Genomic DNA, 15,235 nt, shown 5'->3' on the forward strand with positions numbered 1-15,235 from the left:
AATGAGCGATGCCAACCGCGCCCTGATCACCCGTTTCTACCAGGCTTTCCAGCGCCTGGATGCCGACGCCATGCTAGCCTGCTACAGCAACGATATCGTTTTCAGCGACCCGGTGTTCGGCACCCTGCGCGGCAAGGACGCAGGCGATATGTGGCGGATGCTCACCACCCGCGCCAAGAACTTCACCCTGACGTTCGACAGCATCCGCGCAGATGAGCACAGTGGCAGCGCGCACTGGGTGGCAACCTACCTGTTCAGCCAGACCGGCCGTGTTGTGGTCAACGATATCCAGGCACGCTTTGTCATTCGTGATGGGCTGATTTGCCAGCATGACGACACCTTTGACCTGTGGCGTTGGTCGCGGCAAGCGTTGGGCGTTCCTGGCATGCTGCTGGGTTGGTCGCCGCTGATGCAGAACAAGGTTCGCCTGCAGGCGTTCAAGGGGTTGCGCGCATTCCAGCAGGCCCAGGGTGAGTGACGTCGTCGAGCCTGCCGTTGGTAAGCCCTGGTTTGTCTATCTGGTTAGGGCAGCCAACGGCTCGTTGTATTGCGGCATCAGTGATGACCCGCAGCGTCGGTTCGCCGCGCATCAGAAAGGGCAGGGCGCCCGTTATTTCAAGACCAGCCCGGCCCAGGCGCTGGTGTATGTGGAGCAGTGGCCGGACAAGGGCACGGCGCTGCGCCAGGAGCGGTTGGTGAAACGGCTGCGCAAGTCGGCAAAGGAGGCACTAGTGGCCTCCTTTGGCGGTTTGGGGGAAATCAGTCCTTGCGGCGCTTGAGCTGATCCACCAAGGTTGTCGGCAGCCCCTTGATGATCAAGGTCCCCGCCGCTTCGTCATACTCCACCTTGTCCCCCAGCAGATGCGCCTCGAAGCTGATCGACAGCCCCTCGGCACGCCCGGTGAAACGGCGGAACTGGTTGAGGGTACGTTTGTCAGCAGGAATTTCCGGCGACAGGCCGTAGTCCTTGTTGCGGATGTGGTCGTAGAACGCTTTGGGGCGGTCCTCGTCGATCAGGCTGGACAGTTCCTCGAGCGTCACCGGCTCGCCCAGTTTGGTCTGGGTGGTGGCGTACTCGACCAGGGTCTGGGTCTTTTCGCGGGCGGATTCTTCCGGCAGGTCTTCGCTTTCGACGAAATCGCTGAAGGCCTTGAGCAGGGTACGGGTTTCGCCCGGGCCGTCGACGCCTTCCTGGCAGCCGATGAAGTCGCGGAAGTAGTCCGACACCTTCTTGCCGTTCTTGCCCTTGATGAACGAAATATACTGCTTGGAGTTCTGGTTGTTCTTCCACTCCGACAGGTTGATGCGTGCTGCCAGGTGCAGCTGGCCAAGGTCGAGGTGACGGGAAGGGGTCACGTCGAGCTCGGCATTCACCGCCACCCCTTCGCTATGGTGCAGCAGGGCGATCGCCAGGTACTCGGTCATGCCTTGCTGATAGTGGGCAAACAGGATGTGGCCGCCGGTGGACAGGTTGGACTCTTCCATCAGCTTCTGCAGATGCTCGACAGCCACGCGGCTGAAGGCGGTGAAGTCCTTTTCGTCATCCAGATACTGCTTCAGCCAGCCGCTCAGCGGGTAGGCACCCGATTCGCCGTGGAAAAAGCCCCAGGCCTTGCCTTGCTTGGCGTTGTAGCTGTCATTGAGGTCGGCCAGGAGGTTTTCGATGGCATCGGAGGCAGTCAGTTCGGAGTCGCGAGCATGCAGCACGGCGGGGCTGCCATCGGGCTTTTTGTCGATCAGGTGAACGATGCAATGACGGATTGGCATGGAATTCTCGGCGAGCTGCAAAAGTTGCCAAGTTTAACCTAGACCAGAGGTGATGCAGTGGCCGTATGTTGGCAGATATGTCGGTTGTTCGTTTTTTGTTCAATTTTGTGTGTTTTCAACTGAAACCCCCGAAAAACCTGCATTTAATCAAAGTGCGAGGCGGATATTTATCCATTCATGTGGTAGTTTTGCGCGGTCTTGCGCCCCTCGTGTGCGCATTGCTGGCAGCATGCTTTCATCGTGTCGAACCAAACGCCGATTTTCGTATCTACATACGCAATTGGCGCGGCCCTCCATTTCAAGGGGCTGGCCCGATAACGTCGTAGTCCGCTGCATAACCATCGAATTTGATAGGGAAGGAACACCACCATGGCATTGACCAAAGACCAACTGATTGCCGACATCGCCGAATCGATCGCCGCGCCAAAAGCCACCGCCAAGAACGCTCTGGAGCAACTGGGCCAGATCGTTGCCGACCAACTGGAAAACGGCGCTGAAATCACCCTGCCAGGCATCGGCAAGCTGAAAGTCTCCGAGCGTCCTGCCCGTACCGGCCGCAACCCTTCGACTGGCGCTGCCATCGAAATCGCTGCCAAGAAAGTCGTCAAGTTCGTTCCAGCCAAAGTGCTGACCGACGCCATCAACAAGTAATTGTTGCTTTGACGAAACCGCGCCCGGCTTGCCCGGGAGCGGTTTTTTCACGCCTGTGTTTTACGCTGGGCGTGCCAGGCCTGGCGTGCGGCGTCGTCATGGAAGCTCCAGGCGACCATGCGGCTCTGTTTCTGCCCCTGGCCCATCTCAATGATGCGCACGGCCTTGGCGCCGGACTTCTTCAGCGCGGCCTCAATGCCCGGCAGGTTGCTGGCCTTGGACACCAGGCTGGTGAACCACAGCACCCGTTCGGCGTACTGCACGCTTTCGCCAACCAGCTGGGTGACGAAGCGGATTTCGCCACCCTCGCACCACAGTTCATTGTTCTGGCCACCGAAGTTCAGCACGGGCAGCTTGCGTTTGGGGTCCTGTTTACCGAGGTTTTTCCACTTGCGCTGGCTGCCGCGGGTGGCTTCGTCGCGTGAGGCATGAAAGGGCGGGTTGCACAGGGTCAGGTCAAAGCGTTCGCCCTCCTGCAGCAGGCCGCTGAGGATGTGCGCTCGGTTGGCCTGCTGGCGCAGGGTAATGGCTTTGCCCAGGCCATTGGCCTGGACGATGGCCTTGGCCGAGGCCAGAGCCACGGGGTCGATGTCTGAACCGAGGAAGCGCCAGCGGTAGTCGCTGTAGCCCAGCAGTGGATAGATGCAGTTTGCGCCCACGCCGATGTCCAGCGCGCGCACTTGGGCGCCCCTTGGGACGTCGCCGGCATTGTCATCGGCCAACAGATCGGCGGCGACGTGGATGTAGTCGGCACGGCCAGGAATGGGCGGGCACAGGTAATCGGTTGGGATGTCCCAGTGCTGGATGCCGTACTGGGCCTTGAGCAGTGCACGGTTGAACACGCGGACGGCTTCGGGGTTGGCAAAGTCGATGCTGGGCTTGCCGTGGGGGTTGGTGATGGTGAAGCGGGCCAGGTCAGGGTGGGCCTTGATCAGGCTGGGGAAGTCGTAGCGACCCTGGTGGCGGTTGCGCGGGTGCAGGGTGGGTTTGTTCGGGGTCATGGCAGTGTCCAGCCCTATACGAGCGGTGGCTTGAAGAACCTGGGGATGCTACGCAGCCCTTTCGCGACACAAGGCCGCTCCCACAGGATGGCGGCGCCTTTAAGGTTGGCGCCGTCCTGTGGGAGCGGCCTTGTGTCGCGAAAGGGCCGCGCAGCGGCCCAACGGTCTCTAGTGATTACAGCGCAGCAATCCGCGCATGCTGCTCGGTGAAGTTGGCCAGAGCCTGCTCGGACTCGGCCAGCTTGGCGCGTTCCTTCTCGATCACCGCAGGCGGGGCCTTGTCGACGAAGGCTGCGTTGGACAGCTTGCCGCCAACACGTTGCACTTCACCTTGCAGCCGCTGGATTTCCTTGTTCAGGCGCGCCAGCTCGGCATCCTTGTCGATCAGCCCGGCCATTGGCACCAGCACTTGCAGGTCACCGACCAGGGCGGTAGCGGACAGCGGCGCTTCGTCGGCATCACCCAGTACGGTGAACGACTCGACCTTGGCCAGCTTCTTCAGCAGTGCTTCGTTTTCCTGCAGGCGGCGCTGGTCGTCGGCGTTGGCGTTCTTCAGGAACAGCGGCAGCGGCTTGCCGGGGCCGATGTTCATTTCGGCGCGGATATTACGCAGGCCGACCATCAACTCTTTCAGCCACTCGATGTCGCCTTCGGCGGCAACGTCAATGCGCGCTTCGTTGGCCACTGGCCATGGCTGCAGCATGATGGTCTTGCCGTTGATGCCGGCCAGCGGCGCGATGCGCTGCCAGATTTCCTCGGTGATGAACGGCATGAACGGATGCGCAAGGCGCAGTGCCACTTCCAGCACGCGCACCAAGGTGCGGCGGGTGCCGCGGGCGCGCTCAACCGGGGCGTTTTCGTCCCACAGTACCGGTTTGGACAGCTCCAGGTACCAGTCGCAGTACTGGTTCCAGATGAACTCGTACAGCGCCTGGCTGGCCAGGTCGAAGCGGAACTGCTCCAGCTGGCGGGTTACTTCGGCTTCGGTACGCTGAAGTTGCGAAATGATCCAGCGGTCGGCCAGCGACAGCTCGTAGGCTTCGCCGTTCTGGCCGCAGTCTTCGCCCTTGTCCAGCACGTAGCGGGCAGCGTTCCAGATCTTGTTGCAGAAGTTGCGGTAGCCTTCGACGCGGCCCATGTCGAACTTGATGTCGCGGCCTGTCGAGGCCAGCGAGCAGAAGGTGAAGCGCAGGGCGTCGGTGCCGTAGCTGGCAATACCTTCGGGGAACTCGGCTTTGGTCTGCTTGGCGATCTTCTCGGCAAGCTTGGGCTGCATCATGCCGCTGGTGCGTTTTTCCAGCAGGGCGTCGAGGGTGATACCGTCGACGATGTCCAGCGGGTCCAGCACGTTGCCCTTGGACTTGGACATCTTCTGGCCCTGGCCGTCACGTACCAGGCCGTGCACGTACACCGTCTTGAACGGTACCTGCGGGGTGCCGTCTTCGTTCTTGATCAGGTGCATGGTCAGCATGATCATGCGCGCAACCCAGAAGAAGATGATGTCGAAGCCAGTCACCAGCACGTCGGTGGAGTGGAACTTCTTGAGGAATTCGGTCTGTTCCGGCCAGCCCAGGGTGGAGAATGTCCACAGGCCCGAGCTGAACCAGGTGTCGAGTACGTCGTCATCCTGGCGCAGGACCACGTCGGCGCCCAGCTTGTGCTTGGCGCGCACTTCTTCCTCGTTGCGGCCAACGTAGACCTGGCCGGCCTCGTCGTACCACGCCGGAATGCGGTGGCCCCACCACAGCTGGCGGCTGATGCACCAGTCCTGGATATCACGCATCCAGGAGAAGTACATGTTCTCGTATTGCTTGGGCACGAACTGGATGCGGCCATCTTCCACGGCGGCGATGGCAGGCTCTGCCAGCGGCTTGGTGGAAACGTACCACTGGTCGGTCAGCCACGGCTCGATGACGGTGCCCGAGCGGTCGCCTTTCGGCACTTTCAGGGCGTGGTCGTCGATGCTGACCAGCAGGCCCTGGGCGTCCAGGTCGGCGACGATCTGCTTGCGCGCGACAAAGCGGTCAAGGTTGGCGTACTGGGCAGGCAGCTGGGTGTCGACCTGCTCGTTGACGCTGCCGTCGAGGTTGAAGGCCTGGGCGCTGGCCAGCACGAAGGCGTTCTTGTCGAAGATGTTCAGCAGCGGCAGGTTGTGACGCTTGCCGACTTCGTAGTCGTTGAAGTCGTGGGCCGGGGTGATCTTCACGCAACCGGTACCGAACTCGGGGTCGCAGTAGTCATCGGCGATGATCGGGATGCGGCGGCCGACCAATGGCAGTTCGACGAATTTGCCGATCAGTGCCTGGTAGCGTTCGTCATTCGGGTTGACTGCCACGGCAGCGTCACCCAGCAGGGTTTCCGGACGCGTGGTGGCAACGACCAGGTAGTCCTGGCCTTCGGCGGTCTTGGCGCCGTCGGCCAGCGGGTAGCGCAGGTTCCACAGGTGGCCCTTCTCGTCGTGGTTTTCCACTTCGAGGTCGGAGATGGCTGTGTGCAGCTTGGTGTCCCAGTTGACCAGGCGCTTGCCGCGGTAGATAAGGCCGTCTTCATGCAGGCGCACGAACGCTTCCTTCACCGCTTCGGAGAGGCCGTCGTCCATGGTGAAGCGCTCGCGGCTCCAGTCTACCGATGAGCCCAGGCGGCGAATCTGGCGGCTGATGTTGCCACCGGACTGATCCTTCCATTCCCAGACTTTTTCCAGGAACTTCTCGCGGCCCAGGTCATGACGGTTCTGGCCTTTGGCTTCAAGTTGGCGCTCGACCAGCATCTGCGTGGCGATACCCGCGTGATCGGTGCCTGGCTGCCACAGGGTGTCGCGGCCTTGCATGCGGCGGAAACGGATCAGGGCGTCCATGATCGCGTTGTTGAACCCGTGGCCCATGTGCAGGCTGCCGGTCACGTTCGGCGGCGGGATCATGATGGTGTAGGACTCGCCTGCACCTTGTGGAGCGAAATAGTTCTCGGACTCCCAGGTGTTGTACCAGGAAGTTTCGATTGCGTGCGGCTGGTAGGTCTTATCCATGCGCGGCGGGACCCTGTGCATTTATTCGGGAAAGCCGGGAAGTATAACCAAGCTGGGGGCCGCAGGCGACACCGCAGCCCGGTTCTACTCCGAACGCTTGATCAGCCGCTCGATCCGCGCATCCAGCCGGCGCTTGATTTCGTTCTCGATATGCGGGGTAAAGTCGTTGATCACGTCCTGCATGATCATCTGCGCTGCGGCGCGCAGTTCGCTTTCCAGGTGCAGCAGGGTGTCCTGGCGGCGGGTCTGCGGGTCGTCCTCGGGTTCGGCAGCGACCGGTTCGGCGGGCGCCGCGGGGGCGCTGGGGGCTTCGTCCAGCAGCAACGGAATCTGCTCGACCGTCTCGGTGAGCAGTGGCGGTTGCAGGTCGGCGTCGCCAAGCAGCTGACGGATCGACTCGAGGTCATCGAGCAGATGGGCGGAATCGGGCAAAGGGGAGGGCTTGTCCATCGTTGTCAAAGTCGCTGTAAGCGGTGGTCTTGCAGAGCATAGCCCTGTTCACGGTAGAAACGGAATCGCTCACGGGCTGATTGGCGGATAGCGGGCTCTTCAACGACGATTTCGGCCACCCGCTCGAACTGCCCGACAAAGCCCGGCACGCTGGCGCCCAGGTTGATCAGCAGACCGTGGTGCTCGCCTGCATTGTCAGCCAGGCCCAGCACCACGCCAGCATCGGCATGCACCTCGGCCAGGTCGTGGGGCACGAAGGCCTCGCCCTTGAAGCGCCACAAGCGTTGGTCCAGTTCGCTGCGCTGTTCTGCATCCTGGCAGTGCAGATAGACCCGGTGGCCGAGGCGCCAGGCCTTTTCGCACAGCTTGCAGGCGAAATCGAGCCGCGCCGACAGCGAGTCGGTGGGCAGAATGTAGAAGTCGACTTTGCTCATGGTGGGAATTACCGGCCGGTGGCGCGCAGGGCACCACCGGCTTCACGGTGTCAGGCGCCAGCGCGGTCCAGCAGGTACTGGGTCAGCAGAGGTACCGGGCGGCCAGTGGCGCCCTTGTCCTTGCCGCCACTGACCCAGGCGGTGCCGGCGATGTCCATGTGCGCCCAGTTGTAGGCCTTGGCGAAGCGCGACAGGAAGCAACCCGCGGTGATCGTACCGGCCTTTGGCCCACCGATGTTGCCCATATCGGCGAACGGGCTGTCCAACTGCTCCTGGTATTCATCGAACAGCGGCAACTGCCAGGCACGGTCGTCGGCGCGCTTGCCGGCATCGAGCAACTGCCCGACCAGGTCGTCGTTATTGCCCATCAGGCCGGAAGTGTGGCTGCCCAGGGCGACGATGCAGGCGCCGGTCAGGGTGGCGATGTCGATCACCGCCTGCGGTTTGAAGCGTTCGGCGTAGGTCAGGGTGTCGCACAGCACCAGACGGCCTTCAGCGTCGGTGTTGAGGATTTCCACCGTCTGGCCGCTCATGGTGGTGACGATGTCACCGGGGCGGGTGGCACCGCCGCTTGGCATGTTCTCGGCGCAGGCCAGCAGGCACACCAGGTTGATCGGCAGCTGCAGCTCGAGCACTGCACGCAGGGTGCCGAACACGCTGGCGGCGCCGCACATGTCGTACTTCATTTCATCCATGCCGGCGCCTGGCTTGAGGCTGATGCCGCCGGTGTCGAAGGTAATGCCCTTACCCACCAGCACGAATGGCTTGTCGGCCTTTTTGCCGCCCTGGTAATTGAGCACGATCAGGCGTGGCGGCTGGTCGCTGCCCTGGCCCACGGCGTAGAACGCACCCATGCCCAGGTCCTTGATCTTTTTCTCGTCCAGCACTTCAACCTTGAGGGCCTTGTGCGCCTTGCCCAGCTCCTTGGCCTGTTCGGCCAGGAAGCTTGGGTGGCAAAGGTTGGGCGGCAGGTTGCCGAGGTCTCGGGTGAAGGCCATGCCGCTGGCGATGGCGCTGGCGTGCTTGACCGCGCGCTCGACTTCGGCCAGGCCGGCCTTGTCGGCCAGCAGGGTGACCTTTTTCAGCGCCCGCGGCTCGGCTTTCTGGCTCTTGAAACGGTCGAACACATATTCGCCGTCCAGCAGGGTTTCGGCCAGCAGGCGGTACTTGCCGTAATGGGCGTCGCGGTTGCTGACCGCGATATCCTCCAGGGCCAGTACTGCGTCAGCGCCGTTCAGGCCCTTGAGCACGCCAGCGACACTGGCCACCAGTTTGCGCCAGGCGCGGTCGCCCAGGGCTTCTTCCTTGCCGCTGCCCACCAGCAGCACGCGCTCGGCCTTCAGGCCCGGGAGGTTCTGCAGCAGCAGGGTCTGGCCCGGCTTGCCGGCCAGGTCGCCACGCTTGAGCACCGCGCTGATGGCGCCTTCGCAGGCCTGGTCGACAGCCTTGGCAACAGCGCCGAGCTTGCGGTTTTCACCTACCGCAAGGACCAATGTGGCGGTTTTTACGGATGCAGCAGCTACGCTTTTTACAACCAGTTCCATGTCAGGATCCCCGAATGATCGATACGAATGGCGCTGTGTGTTCCAGCGCTCTGGACGGGCCTGGCCGCGTCGTCGCGCACCAGCGCAAAAGCAGCCAGTTTGAGCTTGTGGCAAGCGTGCTGACAACCCCGTTGTGCACCTTCGTACGCGGCCAAGTGACAGGGGCGGTCAATCACAGGATAATGCGCGCACTTTACATGGAGGTTCGCCTTTGGCGAACCGGCATTGGTCTTGGATGTACTAAGTCATTGTTTGGCGCCATTGCATGGCAGTCCGCCCTGACAACCCAGGAGTGTCTGGTTTGATCGTCTTTCGTTATCTGTCCCGCGAGGTCCTGGTCACCTTGAGCGCCGTCAGCGCTGTGCTGTTGGTGATCATCATGAGCGGGCGCTTCATCAAGTACCTGGCCCAGGCAGCCCAGGGCGTGCTCGACCCGGGCGTGCTGTTCCTGATCATGGGCTTCCGGCTGCCGGGTTTCCTGCAACTGATCCTGCCTCTGGGTCTGTTCCTTGGCATTCTCCTGGCGTACGGGCGGCTGTACCTGGAAAGCGAGATGACCGTGTTGTCCGCAACCGGTATGAGCCAGCAGCGCCTGTTGGGGCTGACCATGGCACCGGCGGCGCTGGTCGCCCTGCTGGTGGCCTGGCTGAGCCTGAGCCTTGCGCCCCTGGGCGTTGCCCAGGTGCAGCAGATCATTGCCCAGCAGGACACGCTGACCGAGTTCGACACCTTGGTGCCGGGCCGCTTCCAGACCTTGCGTGACGGTTCGCGGGTGACCTATACCGAGCAGCTGTCGGACGACCGCGTCAACCTGGCCGGGGTGTTCATCTCCGAGAAGCGCTTCAACCAGGACAAGACCAAGGACCGCGCCCCATCGGTGCTGGTCGCTGAAAAAGGTCATCAGGAGATCCAGGCTGACGGCAACCGCTACCTGGTGCTGGAAAACGGCTATCGCTATGACGGTAACCCAGGCCAGGCCGATTACCGCGCGATCAAGTACGACACTTATGGTGTGCTGCTGCCCAAGCCGGAAGTCGCCGAGGAAGTGACCGAGCGCGAAGCCATCCCCACTTCCGAACTGATCGGCAAGGAGGGCCTGCGTGAGCGCGCCGAGCTGCAGTGGCGGCTGTCGCTGCCGATCCTGGTGTTCGTCGTCACCCTGCTGGCGGTGCCACTGTCGCGGGCCAACCCGCGCCAGGGCCGCTTCCTCAAGCTGCTGCCGGCAATTCTTCTGTACATGGCCTACCTGACAATGCTGATTTCCGTACGCGGTGCCCTCGAGAAGGGCAAACTGCCGATCGCCCTGGGCATGTGGTGGGTCCACGGCCTGTTCCTGCTGATCGGCCTGGGCCTGATGTACTGGGAGCCGCTGCGCCTCAAGCGTGCCGCCCGCCGTGCGGAGGTGGCCCATGGCTAAGCTCGATCGCTACATTGGCCAGAGCGTGCTGCTGGCCATCCTGGCCGTGCTGGGGATCATCCTCGGCCTGGCTTCGCTTTTCGCCTTCATCGATGAGATGGGCGACCTGAGTGACACCTACACGGTGATGGAGGCGGGTAACTTTGTCCTGCTTACCGCACCTCGGCGGCTGTACGAAATGCTGCCAATGGCCGCCCTGATCGGTTGCCTGATCGGCCTGGGCAGTCTGGCCAGCAGCAGCGAGCTGACCATCATGCGTGCGGCCGGCGTGTCCATCGGCCGTATCGTCTGGGCGGTGATGAAGCCCATGCTGGTGCTGATGCTGGTCGGCCTGCTGATTGGCGAGTACGTGGCCCCGGTGACCGAGAACAAGGCCCAGGCCGACCGGTCCCTGGCCCAGGGCGGTGGTGAAGCACAAAGTTCCAAGCGCGGCATGTGGCACCGCCAGGGCGAGGAGTATGTGCACATCAACGCCGTGCAGCCCAGCGGCCTGCTGCTTGGGGTGACCCGCTATCGCTTCGACAGCGAGCGCAAGATTGTTACTTCGAGCTTTGCCCGTCGTGCGCAGTACCAGCAAGATCACTGGCTGCTCGCCGATGTGCGCACCACTTACTTCCGGGGCGACCACACTGAAGTGGTAACCGCGCCAGAAGAGCGCTGGGATGTGTCACTCACGCCGGAGCTGCTCAATACCGTCATTCTGGCGCCCGAGTCGCTGTCGATCACCGGGCTGTGGGACTACATCCACTACCTGTCCGACCAGGGCCTGAACAACGCCCGTTACTGGCTGGCGTTCTGGACCAAGGTGCTGCAGCCGATGGTGACCGCGGCGCTGGTGCTGATGGCGATCTCGTTCATCTTCGGCCCGCTGCGGTCGGTGACCCTTGGCCAGCGCGTGTTCACCGGCGTGCTGGTGGGCTTCGTGTTCCGCATCGGCCAGGATTTGCTTGGGCCCTCCAGCCAGGTGTTCGGCTTCCCGCCGTTGCTGGCGGTGGTGATCCCGGCGGGCATCTGTGCCTTGGCCGGAGTGTGGTTGTTGCGCCGGGCAGGGTGATAGCCTGAGTTGCACAAGAAAGCCGACCTCAGGGTCGGCTTTTTCGTGGGTGTTGATCTGGCCCGGCCTCTTCGCGGGTAAACCCGCTCCTACAGGTGCTGCGCAGGCATCAAGAAAGGGCCCGAACTGGCAACGCCAATCCTCTGGCTTATTTCTTCTGTTTAGGCACCCGCACCAGCTGGCTTTCCGAATAGATGTCATGCCAGCCGCGCTTGCGCTTGTCGATCAGCACCCAGAAGAACCCCAGCCCGAGGCACAGCCACGACGCGATCGACACGACGAACCGCAACAGCGCCTGCCACAGGCTGATGGCCGAGCCATCGGCATTCTGCACCCGAACGCCCCATACCTGCATACCCAGCGTCTGCCCACCGTGGGTCCAGAACTTGGCAAAAAAGCCGAACAGGGCAAACAGCAATACCGTAGACAGCAGTGGGTCGCCATCCAGTGCACCTGCCTCGGTCAGCTCGCGCATGCGTGCTTCGCCGATGATCGCCATCTGAATCATCTTGTAGGCGCCGGCCGTCACGATCAGCAGCGCGGTGCACAGTAAAAAGTCATAGAACATCGCAGCCAGGCGCCGGCCCAGGCCGACCGGCGGAAAATCACCCTGGGGTGTGAGCAGAGGCTTGGTCATGCAGAACAGCTCCAGAAAACGAAGCCGCTATTCTACGGGCAAAAAAAAACCCCTGCACTTGGCAGGGGCTTTTCGAAGTCGGGTTCAGATTAACCGAGGACCTGAACTTTGTCAGCTTGCAGGCCTTTCTGGCCCTGCACTGCTTCGAAGGAGACCTTCTGGCCTTCTTTCAGGCTCTTGAAGCCGTTGCCTTCGATAGCGCGGAAGTGCACGAACAGATCAGCACCGCTTTCTGGGGTGATGAAGCCGTAACCTTTTTCGTCATTGAACCACTTGACGGTACCGTTCTGACGCTCAGCCATTGTCTTATTTCCTATGAAACTTAAATTTTGATGACAGTTACTTTCGCACTTTTTTGTAAGCGAAAGATTACTGGGCTGGGTTGCAGGAAGTAAGAGACGTCGAACGGGTTGTAGCAAATCTCGGCTACTGGCCCAGGTCACGAACTGTTGCGACCCATGCAAACACAGTGCAATGACTCTACGCCAACTCCTGAGCGAAAAACAAGCCCTTGGTCGTGTGGAAAACAGGCCGCTTGCCGATAACCGACCGATTTGTCGGAAACGCCATAGGGCCTGGCCTGGCGCTATGTTCAAAAGTTATTGGGCAGGTTCGAAAACGAATATATCAACGCTGCCCAAATCCTTCACAAAGCCGTTTCAGCCACGGTAGTAACGTGGTGTCACGAAAGGCATTTTGCTGACTTTCAAGGCCACCTTCTTTCCACGCACCACAGCAAACAGTGCGGTGTCGAGTGCAGCATGTTCACTATCGATATAACCCATTGCAACCGGCGCAGCGAGTGTCGGGCCAAAGCCCCCGCTGCACACTTTACCCACCAGTTTATCGTTTGCGTCGACAATGTCCGCGCCTTCACGTACTGGCGTACGCTCCTGAGGCAACAAGCCTACGCGTTTGCGCGCGACCCCGTCGCGCACGTGGGCGAAGATCGCCTCGGCACCCGGGAAGCCGGCAGCGCGTGCACCTTCGGCACGGCGCACCTTGGAAATTGCCCACAGCAGGCTGGCTTCGATCGGCGTAGTCTCGCTGTTCATGTCGTGGCCATACAGGCACAGGCCAGCTTCCAGGCGCAGCGAGTCGCGTGCGCCCAGGCCGATCGGTTGTACTTCCGGCTCGGCCAGCAGGCGGCGAGCCAGGGCGTCGGCAGCGTTGACCGGTACCGAAATTTCGTAGCCGTCTTCGCCGGTGTAGCCCGAGCGGCTGACGAAGCAGTCCACACCCAGCAGCTTTATGCGGCGCAACTGCATGAAGGTCATGCCGGCCACTTCTGGCGCCAGGCGTTGCAGCACGTTGACTGCAGCCGGGCCTTGCAGGGCGAGCAGGGCACGCTCCTCGAACAGCGGCTGCACCTCGCAACGGCTGCCAATGCGGGTTTGCAGGTGAGCCAGGTCCTGCTCCTTGCAGGCGGCGTTGACAACCAGGAACAGGGTGTCCTCGCCCAGGTTGGCAACCATCAGGTCGTCGAGAATACCGCCTTGCTCATTGGTGAACATGGCATAGCGCTGCATGCCCACCGGCAGGTCGATGACATCCACCGGTACCAGGCTTTCCAGCGCCTTGGCGGCGTCAGCACCACGCAGAATGATCTGGCCCATGTGCGAGACGTCGAACAGGCCGGCCTGCTCGCGGGTGTGCAGGTGTTCCTTGAGCACGCCCAGCGGGTACTGCACCGGCATGTCGTAGCCGGCGAACGGCACCATGCGAGCACCCAGTTCCAGATGAAGGGCATGCAGTGGGGTCTTGAGCAGTGTTTCGGACATCGATGACTCCTTGCTGTCATTGTCGGGTCAACATTCGATGATGTTGACGGCCAGGCCGCCGCGGGCGGTCTCTTTATATTTGCTTTTCATATCGGCGCCGGTCTGGCGCATGGTGCGGATGACCTTGTCCAGCGACACATAGTGCTGTCCGTCGCCGCGCAGGGCCATGCGTACCGCGTTGATGGCCTTCACCGAGCCCATGGCATTGCGCTCGATACAGGGCACCTGTACGAGGCCGCCGATCGGGTCGCAGGTCAGGCCCAGGTTGTGTTCCATGCCTATTTCGGCGGCGTTCTCCACCTGTTGCACGCTGCCGCCCATCACTTCGCACAGCGCCCCGGCGGCCATCGAGCAGGCGACGCCGACCTCGCCCTGGCAGCCCACTTCGGCGCCGGAAATGGAGGCGTTTTCCTTGTACAGGATGCCGATGGCTGCGGCGGTGAGCAGAAAGCGCACCACCCCGTCCTCGCTGGCACCCGGGACGAAGCGCATGTAGTAGTGAAGGACTGCCGGGACGATGCCCGCTGCCCCGTTGGTAGGGGCGGTGACCACACGACCGCCGTAGGCGTTTTCCTCGTTCACCGCCAAGGCGTAGAGGTTGACCCAGTCGAGCACCGACAGGGCGTCACGCAGGCTGGCTTCCGGGTGGCCGCTCAGTTGGCGGTACAGGGCCGGCGCGCGGCGCTTGACCTTGAGCCCTCCCGGTAGTATGCCCTCATGCTGGCAACCTGCTTCGACGCAATCCTGCATCACCTGCCAGATGCGCAGCAGCCCGGCCCGGGTTTCTGCTTCTGGGCGCCAGGCGGTCTCGTTGGCCAGCATGACCTGGCTCACCGACAGGTCATGCGCGGTGCAGTGGCCAAGGAGTTCCTTGGCGGTCTTGAATGGATAGGCCAGCACCGTGTTGTCCTCGACGATGCGGTCGTGGCCGGCAGCATCCTCGTCGACCACAAAACCACCGCCTACCGAGTAATACTCGCGGCTTCGGATTTGCAGGCCTGCGTCGTCGAACGCGCGGAAGATCATGCCGTTGGGGTGGTAGTCCAACGGCTTGCGGATCATCGCCAGGTGTTGCTTTTCGATGAACGCAATGCTGTGCTCGCCCAGCAGGTTGATGCGTCCGCTGTTGCGGATGGCCTGCAGGCGGGCGGGAATGCTGTCGGTATCGACAATGTCCGGGTGTTCGCCTTCAAGGCCCAGCAGCACGGCTTTGTCACTGCCGTGGCCTTTGCCTGTGGCGCCCAGTGAGCCATACAGCTCGGCTTTGATGCTGGCGGTGCGGGCCAGCAGGCCGTCACGGCGCAGCCCTTCGGCAAACCGCGCAGCGGCGCGCATCGGACCGACCGTGTGGGAGCTGGAGGGACCGATGCCGATCTTGAACAGGTCGAAGACGCTCAGTGACATGTTGACCTCCTGCCAGTTTGTTGGGCGGACGTTGAGCCCTGTAGGAGCAGGTTTACCCGCGAATGCGGCGGTA

Annotated in this window: 15 protein-coding genes; 5 read left to right on the forward strand and 10 right to left on the reverse strand. The window is 62.1% G+C overall.

All coding sequences use genetic code 11. The features are described from left to right. The first annotated feature begins 1 nt into the window (after window position 1). Complete coding sequence (locus LVS58_RS10680) at window positions 2–478, forward strand: nuclear transport factor 2 family protein (protein ID WP_014589835.1); 477 nt, start codon at window positions 2–4, stop codon at window positions 476–478. Next, window positions 471–779, forward strand: a complete 309-nt coding sequence (locus LVS58_RS10685; RefSeq protein ID WP_233691034.1) for a GIY-YIG nuclease family protein — start codon at window positions 471–473, stop codon at window positions 777–779. Before LVS58_RS10680 ends, LVS58_RS10685 begins: the two co-directional genes overlap by 8 nt. On the opposite strand, the gene yejK is transcribed toward LVS58_RS10685, so the two are convergent. Next, complete coding sequence (yejK, locus tag LVS58_RS10690) at window positions 760–1,767, reverse strand: nucleoid-associated protein YejK (protein WP_233691035.1); 1,008 nt, start codon at window positions 1,765–1,767, stop codon at window positions 760–762. The genes LVS58_RS10685 and yejK overlap by 20 nt on opposite strands. A 369-nt stretch (window positions 1,768–2,136) precedes the next feature. Between yejK and LVS58_RS10695 the strand changes: the two genes are divergently transcribed. Beyond that, the gene (locus LVS58_RS10695) at window positions 2,137–2,418 is read left to right on the forward strand and encodes an HU family DNA-binding protein (RefSeq protein ID WP_003255106.1); all 282 of its coding nucleotides are present in this window, start codon (window positions 2,137–2,139) and stop codon (window positions 2,416–2,418) included. 47 nt (window positions 2,419–2,465) lie between these two features. Here LVS58_RS10695 and rlmF read toward each other — a convergent pair whose 3' ends face one another. From rlmF to LVS58_RS10720, 5 genes are all read right to left on the reverse strand, one after another. Further along, on the reverse strand, window positions 2,466–3,419 hold the full coding sequence (rlmF, locus tag LVS58_RS10700) for a 23S rRNA (adenine(1618)-N(6))-methyltransferase RlmF (RefSeq protein ID WP_233691036.1): 954 nt from the start codon (window positions 3,417–3,419) through the stop codon (window positions 2,466–2,468). 175 nt (window positions 3,420–3,594) lie between these two features. Continuing rightward, the gene (locus tag LVS58_RS10705; protein ID WP_233691037.1) at window positions 3,595–6,441 is read right to left on the reverse strand and encodes a valine--tRNA ligase; all 2,847 of its coding nucleotides are present in this window, start codon (window positions 6,439–6,441) and stop codon (window positions 3,595–3,597) included. A gap of 84 nt (window positions 6,442–6,525) precedes the next feature. Next, window positions 6,526–6,891, reverse strand: a complete 366-nt coding sequence (locus LVS58_RS10710) for a DNA polymerase III subunit chi (protein ID WP_233691038.1) — start codon at window positions 6,889–6,891, stop codon at window positions 6,526–6,528. Between the two features lie 5 nt (window positions 6,892–6,896). Next, window positions 6,897–7,325: a DNA polymerase III subunit chi gene (locus LVS58_RS10715; protein ID WP_014755450.1), complete on the reverse strand. Its 429-nt coding sequence runs from the start codon at window positions 7,323–7,325 to the stop codon at window positions 6,897–6,899. Between the two features lie 50 nt (window positions 7,326–7,375). Continuing rightward, the gene (locus LVS58_RS10720) at window positions 7,376–8,869 is read right to left on the reverse strand and encodes a leucyl aminopeptidase (RefSeq protein ID WP_233691039.1); all 1,494 of its coding nucleotides are present in this window, start codon (window positions 8,867–8,869) and stop codon (window positions 7,376–7,378) included. A 301-nt stretch (window positions 8,870–9,170) separates the two neighbouring features. Here LVS58_RS10720 and lptF point away from each other — a divergent pair, with 301 nt between their 5' ends. After that, window positions 9,171–10,286 (forward strand): LPS export ABC transporter permease LptF, encoded by a 1,116-nt coding sequence (lptF, locus tag LVS58_RS10725; protein WP_233691040.1) that lies wholly within the window; start codon window positions 9,171–9,173, stop codon window positions 10,284–10,286. Next, on the forward strand, window positions 10,279–11,340 hold the full coding sequence (gene lptG, locus LVS58_RS10730; RefSeq protein ID WP_233691041.1) for an LPS export ABC transporter permease LptG: 1,062 nt from the start codon (window positions 10,279–10,281) through the stop codon (window positions 11,338–11,340). The genes lptF and lptG overlap by 8 nt, the downstream gene beginning before the upstream one ends. Before the next feature lie 148 nt (window positions 11,341–11,488). On the opposite strand, the gene LVS58_RS10735 is transcribed toward lptG, so the two are convergent. From LVS58_RS10735 to LVS58_RS10750, 4 genes are all read right to left on the reverse strand, one after another. Then, window positions 11,489–11,977: an RDD family protein gene (locus LVS58_RS10735; protein WP_233691042.1), complete on the reverse strand. Its 489-nt coding sequence runs from the start codon at window positions 11,975–11,977 to the stop codon at window positions 11,489–11,491. Window positions 11,978–12,066: 89 nt separating this feature from the next. Then, window positions 12,067–12,279: a cold-shock protein gene (locus LVS58_RS10740; protein WP_028631500.1), complete on the reverse strand. Its 213-nt coding sequence runs from the start codon at window positions 12,277–12,279 to the stop codon at window positions 12,067–12,069. Window positions 12,280–12,636: 357 nt separating this feature from the next. Further along, on the reverse strand, window positions 12,637–13,758 hold the full coding sequence (gcvT, locus tag LVS58_RS10745) for a glycine cleavage system aminomethyltransferase GcvT (RefSeq protein WP_233691043.1): 1,122 nt from the start codon (window positions 13,756–13,758) through the stop codon (window positions 12,637–12,639). A gap of 27 nt (window positions 13,759–13,785) precedes the next feature. Next, a complete protein-coding gene (locus tag LVS58_RS10750) occupies window positions 13,786–15,162 on the reverse strand; it encodes an L-serine ammonia-lyase (protein WP_233691044.1) in 1,377 nt (458 codons plus the stop codon). Window positions 15,163–15,235 lie beyond the last annotated feature (73 nt).

Source organism: Pseudomonas sp. JR33AA, assembly GCF_021378985.1.
In the GTDB taxonomy this organism is placed as follows: domain Bacteria; phylum Pseudomonadota; class Gammaproteobacteria; order Pseudomonadales; family Pseudomonadaceae; genus Aquipseudomonas; species Aquipseudomonas alloputida.

What these genes read in the sequence shown, in the direction of transcription:
- LVS58_RS10720 (WP_233691039.1), bottom strand. Translation starts at nt 8,869, where the DNA reads ATGGAACTGGTTGTAAAAAGCGTAGCTGCTGCATCCGTAAAAACCGCC.
- LVS58_RS10695 (WP_003255106.1), top strand. Translation starts at nt 2,137, where the DNA reads ATGGCATTGACCAAAGACCAACTGATTGCCGACATCGCCGAATCGATC.
- gcvT (WP_233691043.1), bottom strand. Translation starts at nt 13,758, where the DNA reads ATGTCCGAAACACTGCTCAAGACCCCACTGCATGCCCTTCATCTGGAA.
- LVS58_RS10715 (WP_014755450.1), bottom strand. Translation starts at nt 7,325, where the DNA reads ATGAGCAAAGTCGACTTCTACATTCTGCCCACCGACTCGCTGTCGGCG.
- LVS58_RS10750 (WP_233691044.1), bottom strand. Translation starts at nt 15,162, where the DNA reads ATGTCACTGAGCGTCTTCGACCTGTTCAAGATCGGCATCGGTCCCTCC.
- LVS58_RS10735 (WP_233691042.1), bottom strand. Translation starts at nt 11,977, where the DNA reads ATGACCAAGCCTCTGCTCACACCCCAGGGTGATTTTCCGCCGGTCGGC.
- LVS58_RS10705 (WP_233691037.1), bottom strand. Translation starts at nt 6,441, where the DNA reads ATGGATAAGACCTACCAGCCGCACGCAATCGAAACTTCCTGGTACAAC.
- yejK (WP_233691035.1), bottom strand. Translation starts at nt 1,767, where the DNA reads ATGCCAATCCGTCATTGCATCGTTCACCTGATCGACAAAAAGCCCGAT.
- LVS58_RS10740 (WP_028631500.1), bottom strand. Translation starts at nt 12,279, where the DNA reads ATGGCTGAGCGTCAGAACGGTACCGTCAAGTGGTTCAATGACGAAAAA.
- LVS58_RS10680 (WP_014589835.1), top strand. Translation starts at nt 2, where the DNA reads ATGAGCGATGCCAACCGCGCCCTGATCACCCGTTTCTACCAGGCTTTC.
- rlmF (WP_233691036.1), bottom strand. Translation starts at nt 3,419, where the DNA reads ATGACCCCGAACAAACCCACCCTGCACCCGCGCAACCGCCACCAGGGT.
- LVS58_RS10710 (WP_233691038.1), bottom strand. Translation starts at nt 6,891, where the DNA reads ATGGACAAGCCCTCCCCTTTGCCCGATTCCGCCCATCTGCTCGATGAC.
- lptG (WP_233691041.1), top strand. Translation starts at nt 10,279, where the DNA reads ATGGCTAAGCTCGATCGCTACATTGGCCAGAGCGTGCTGCTGGCCATC.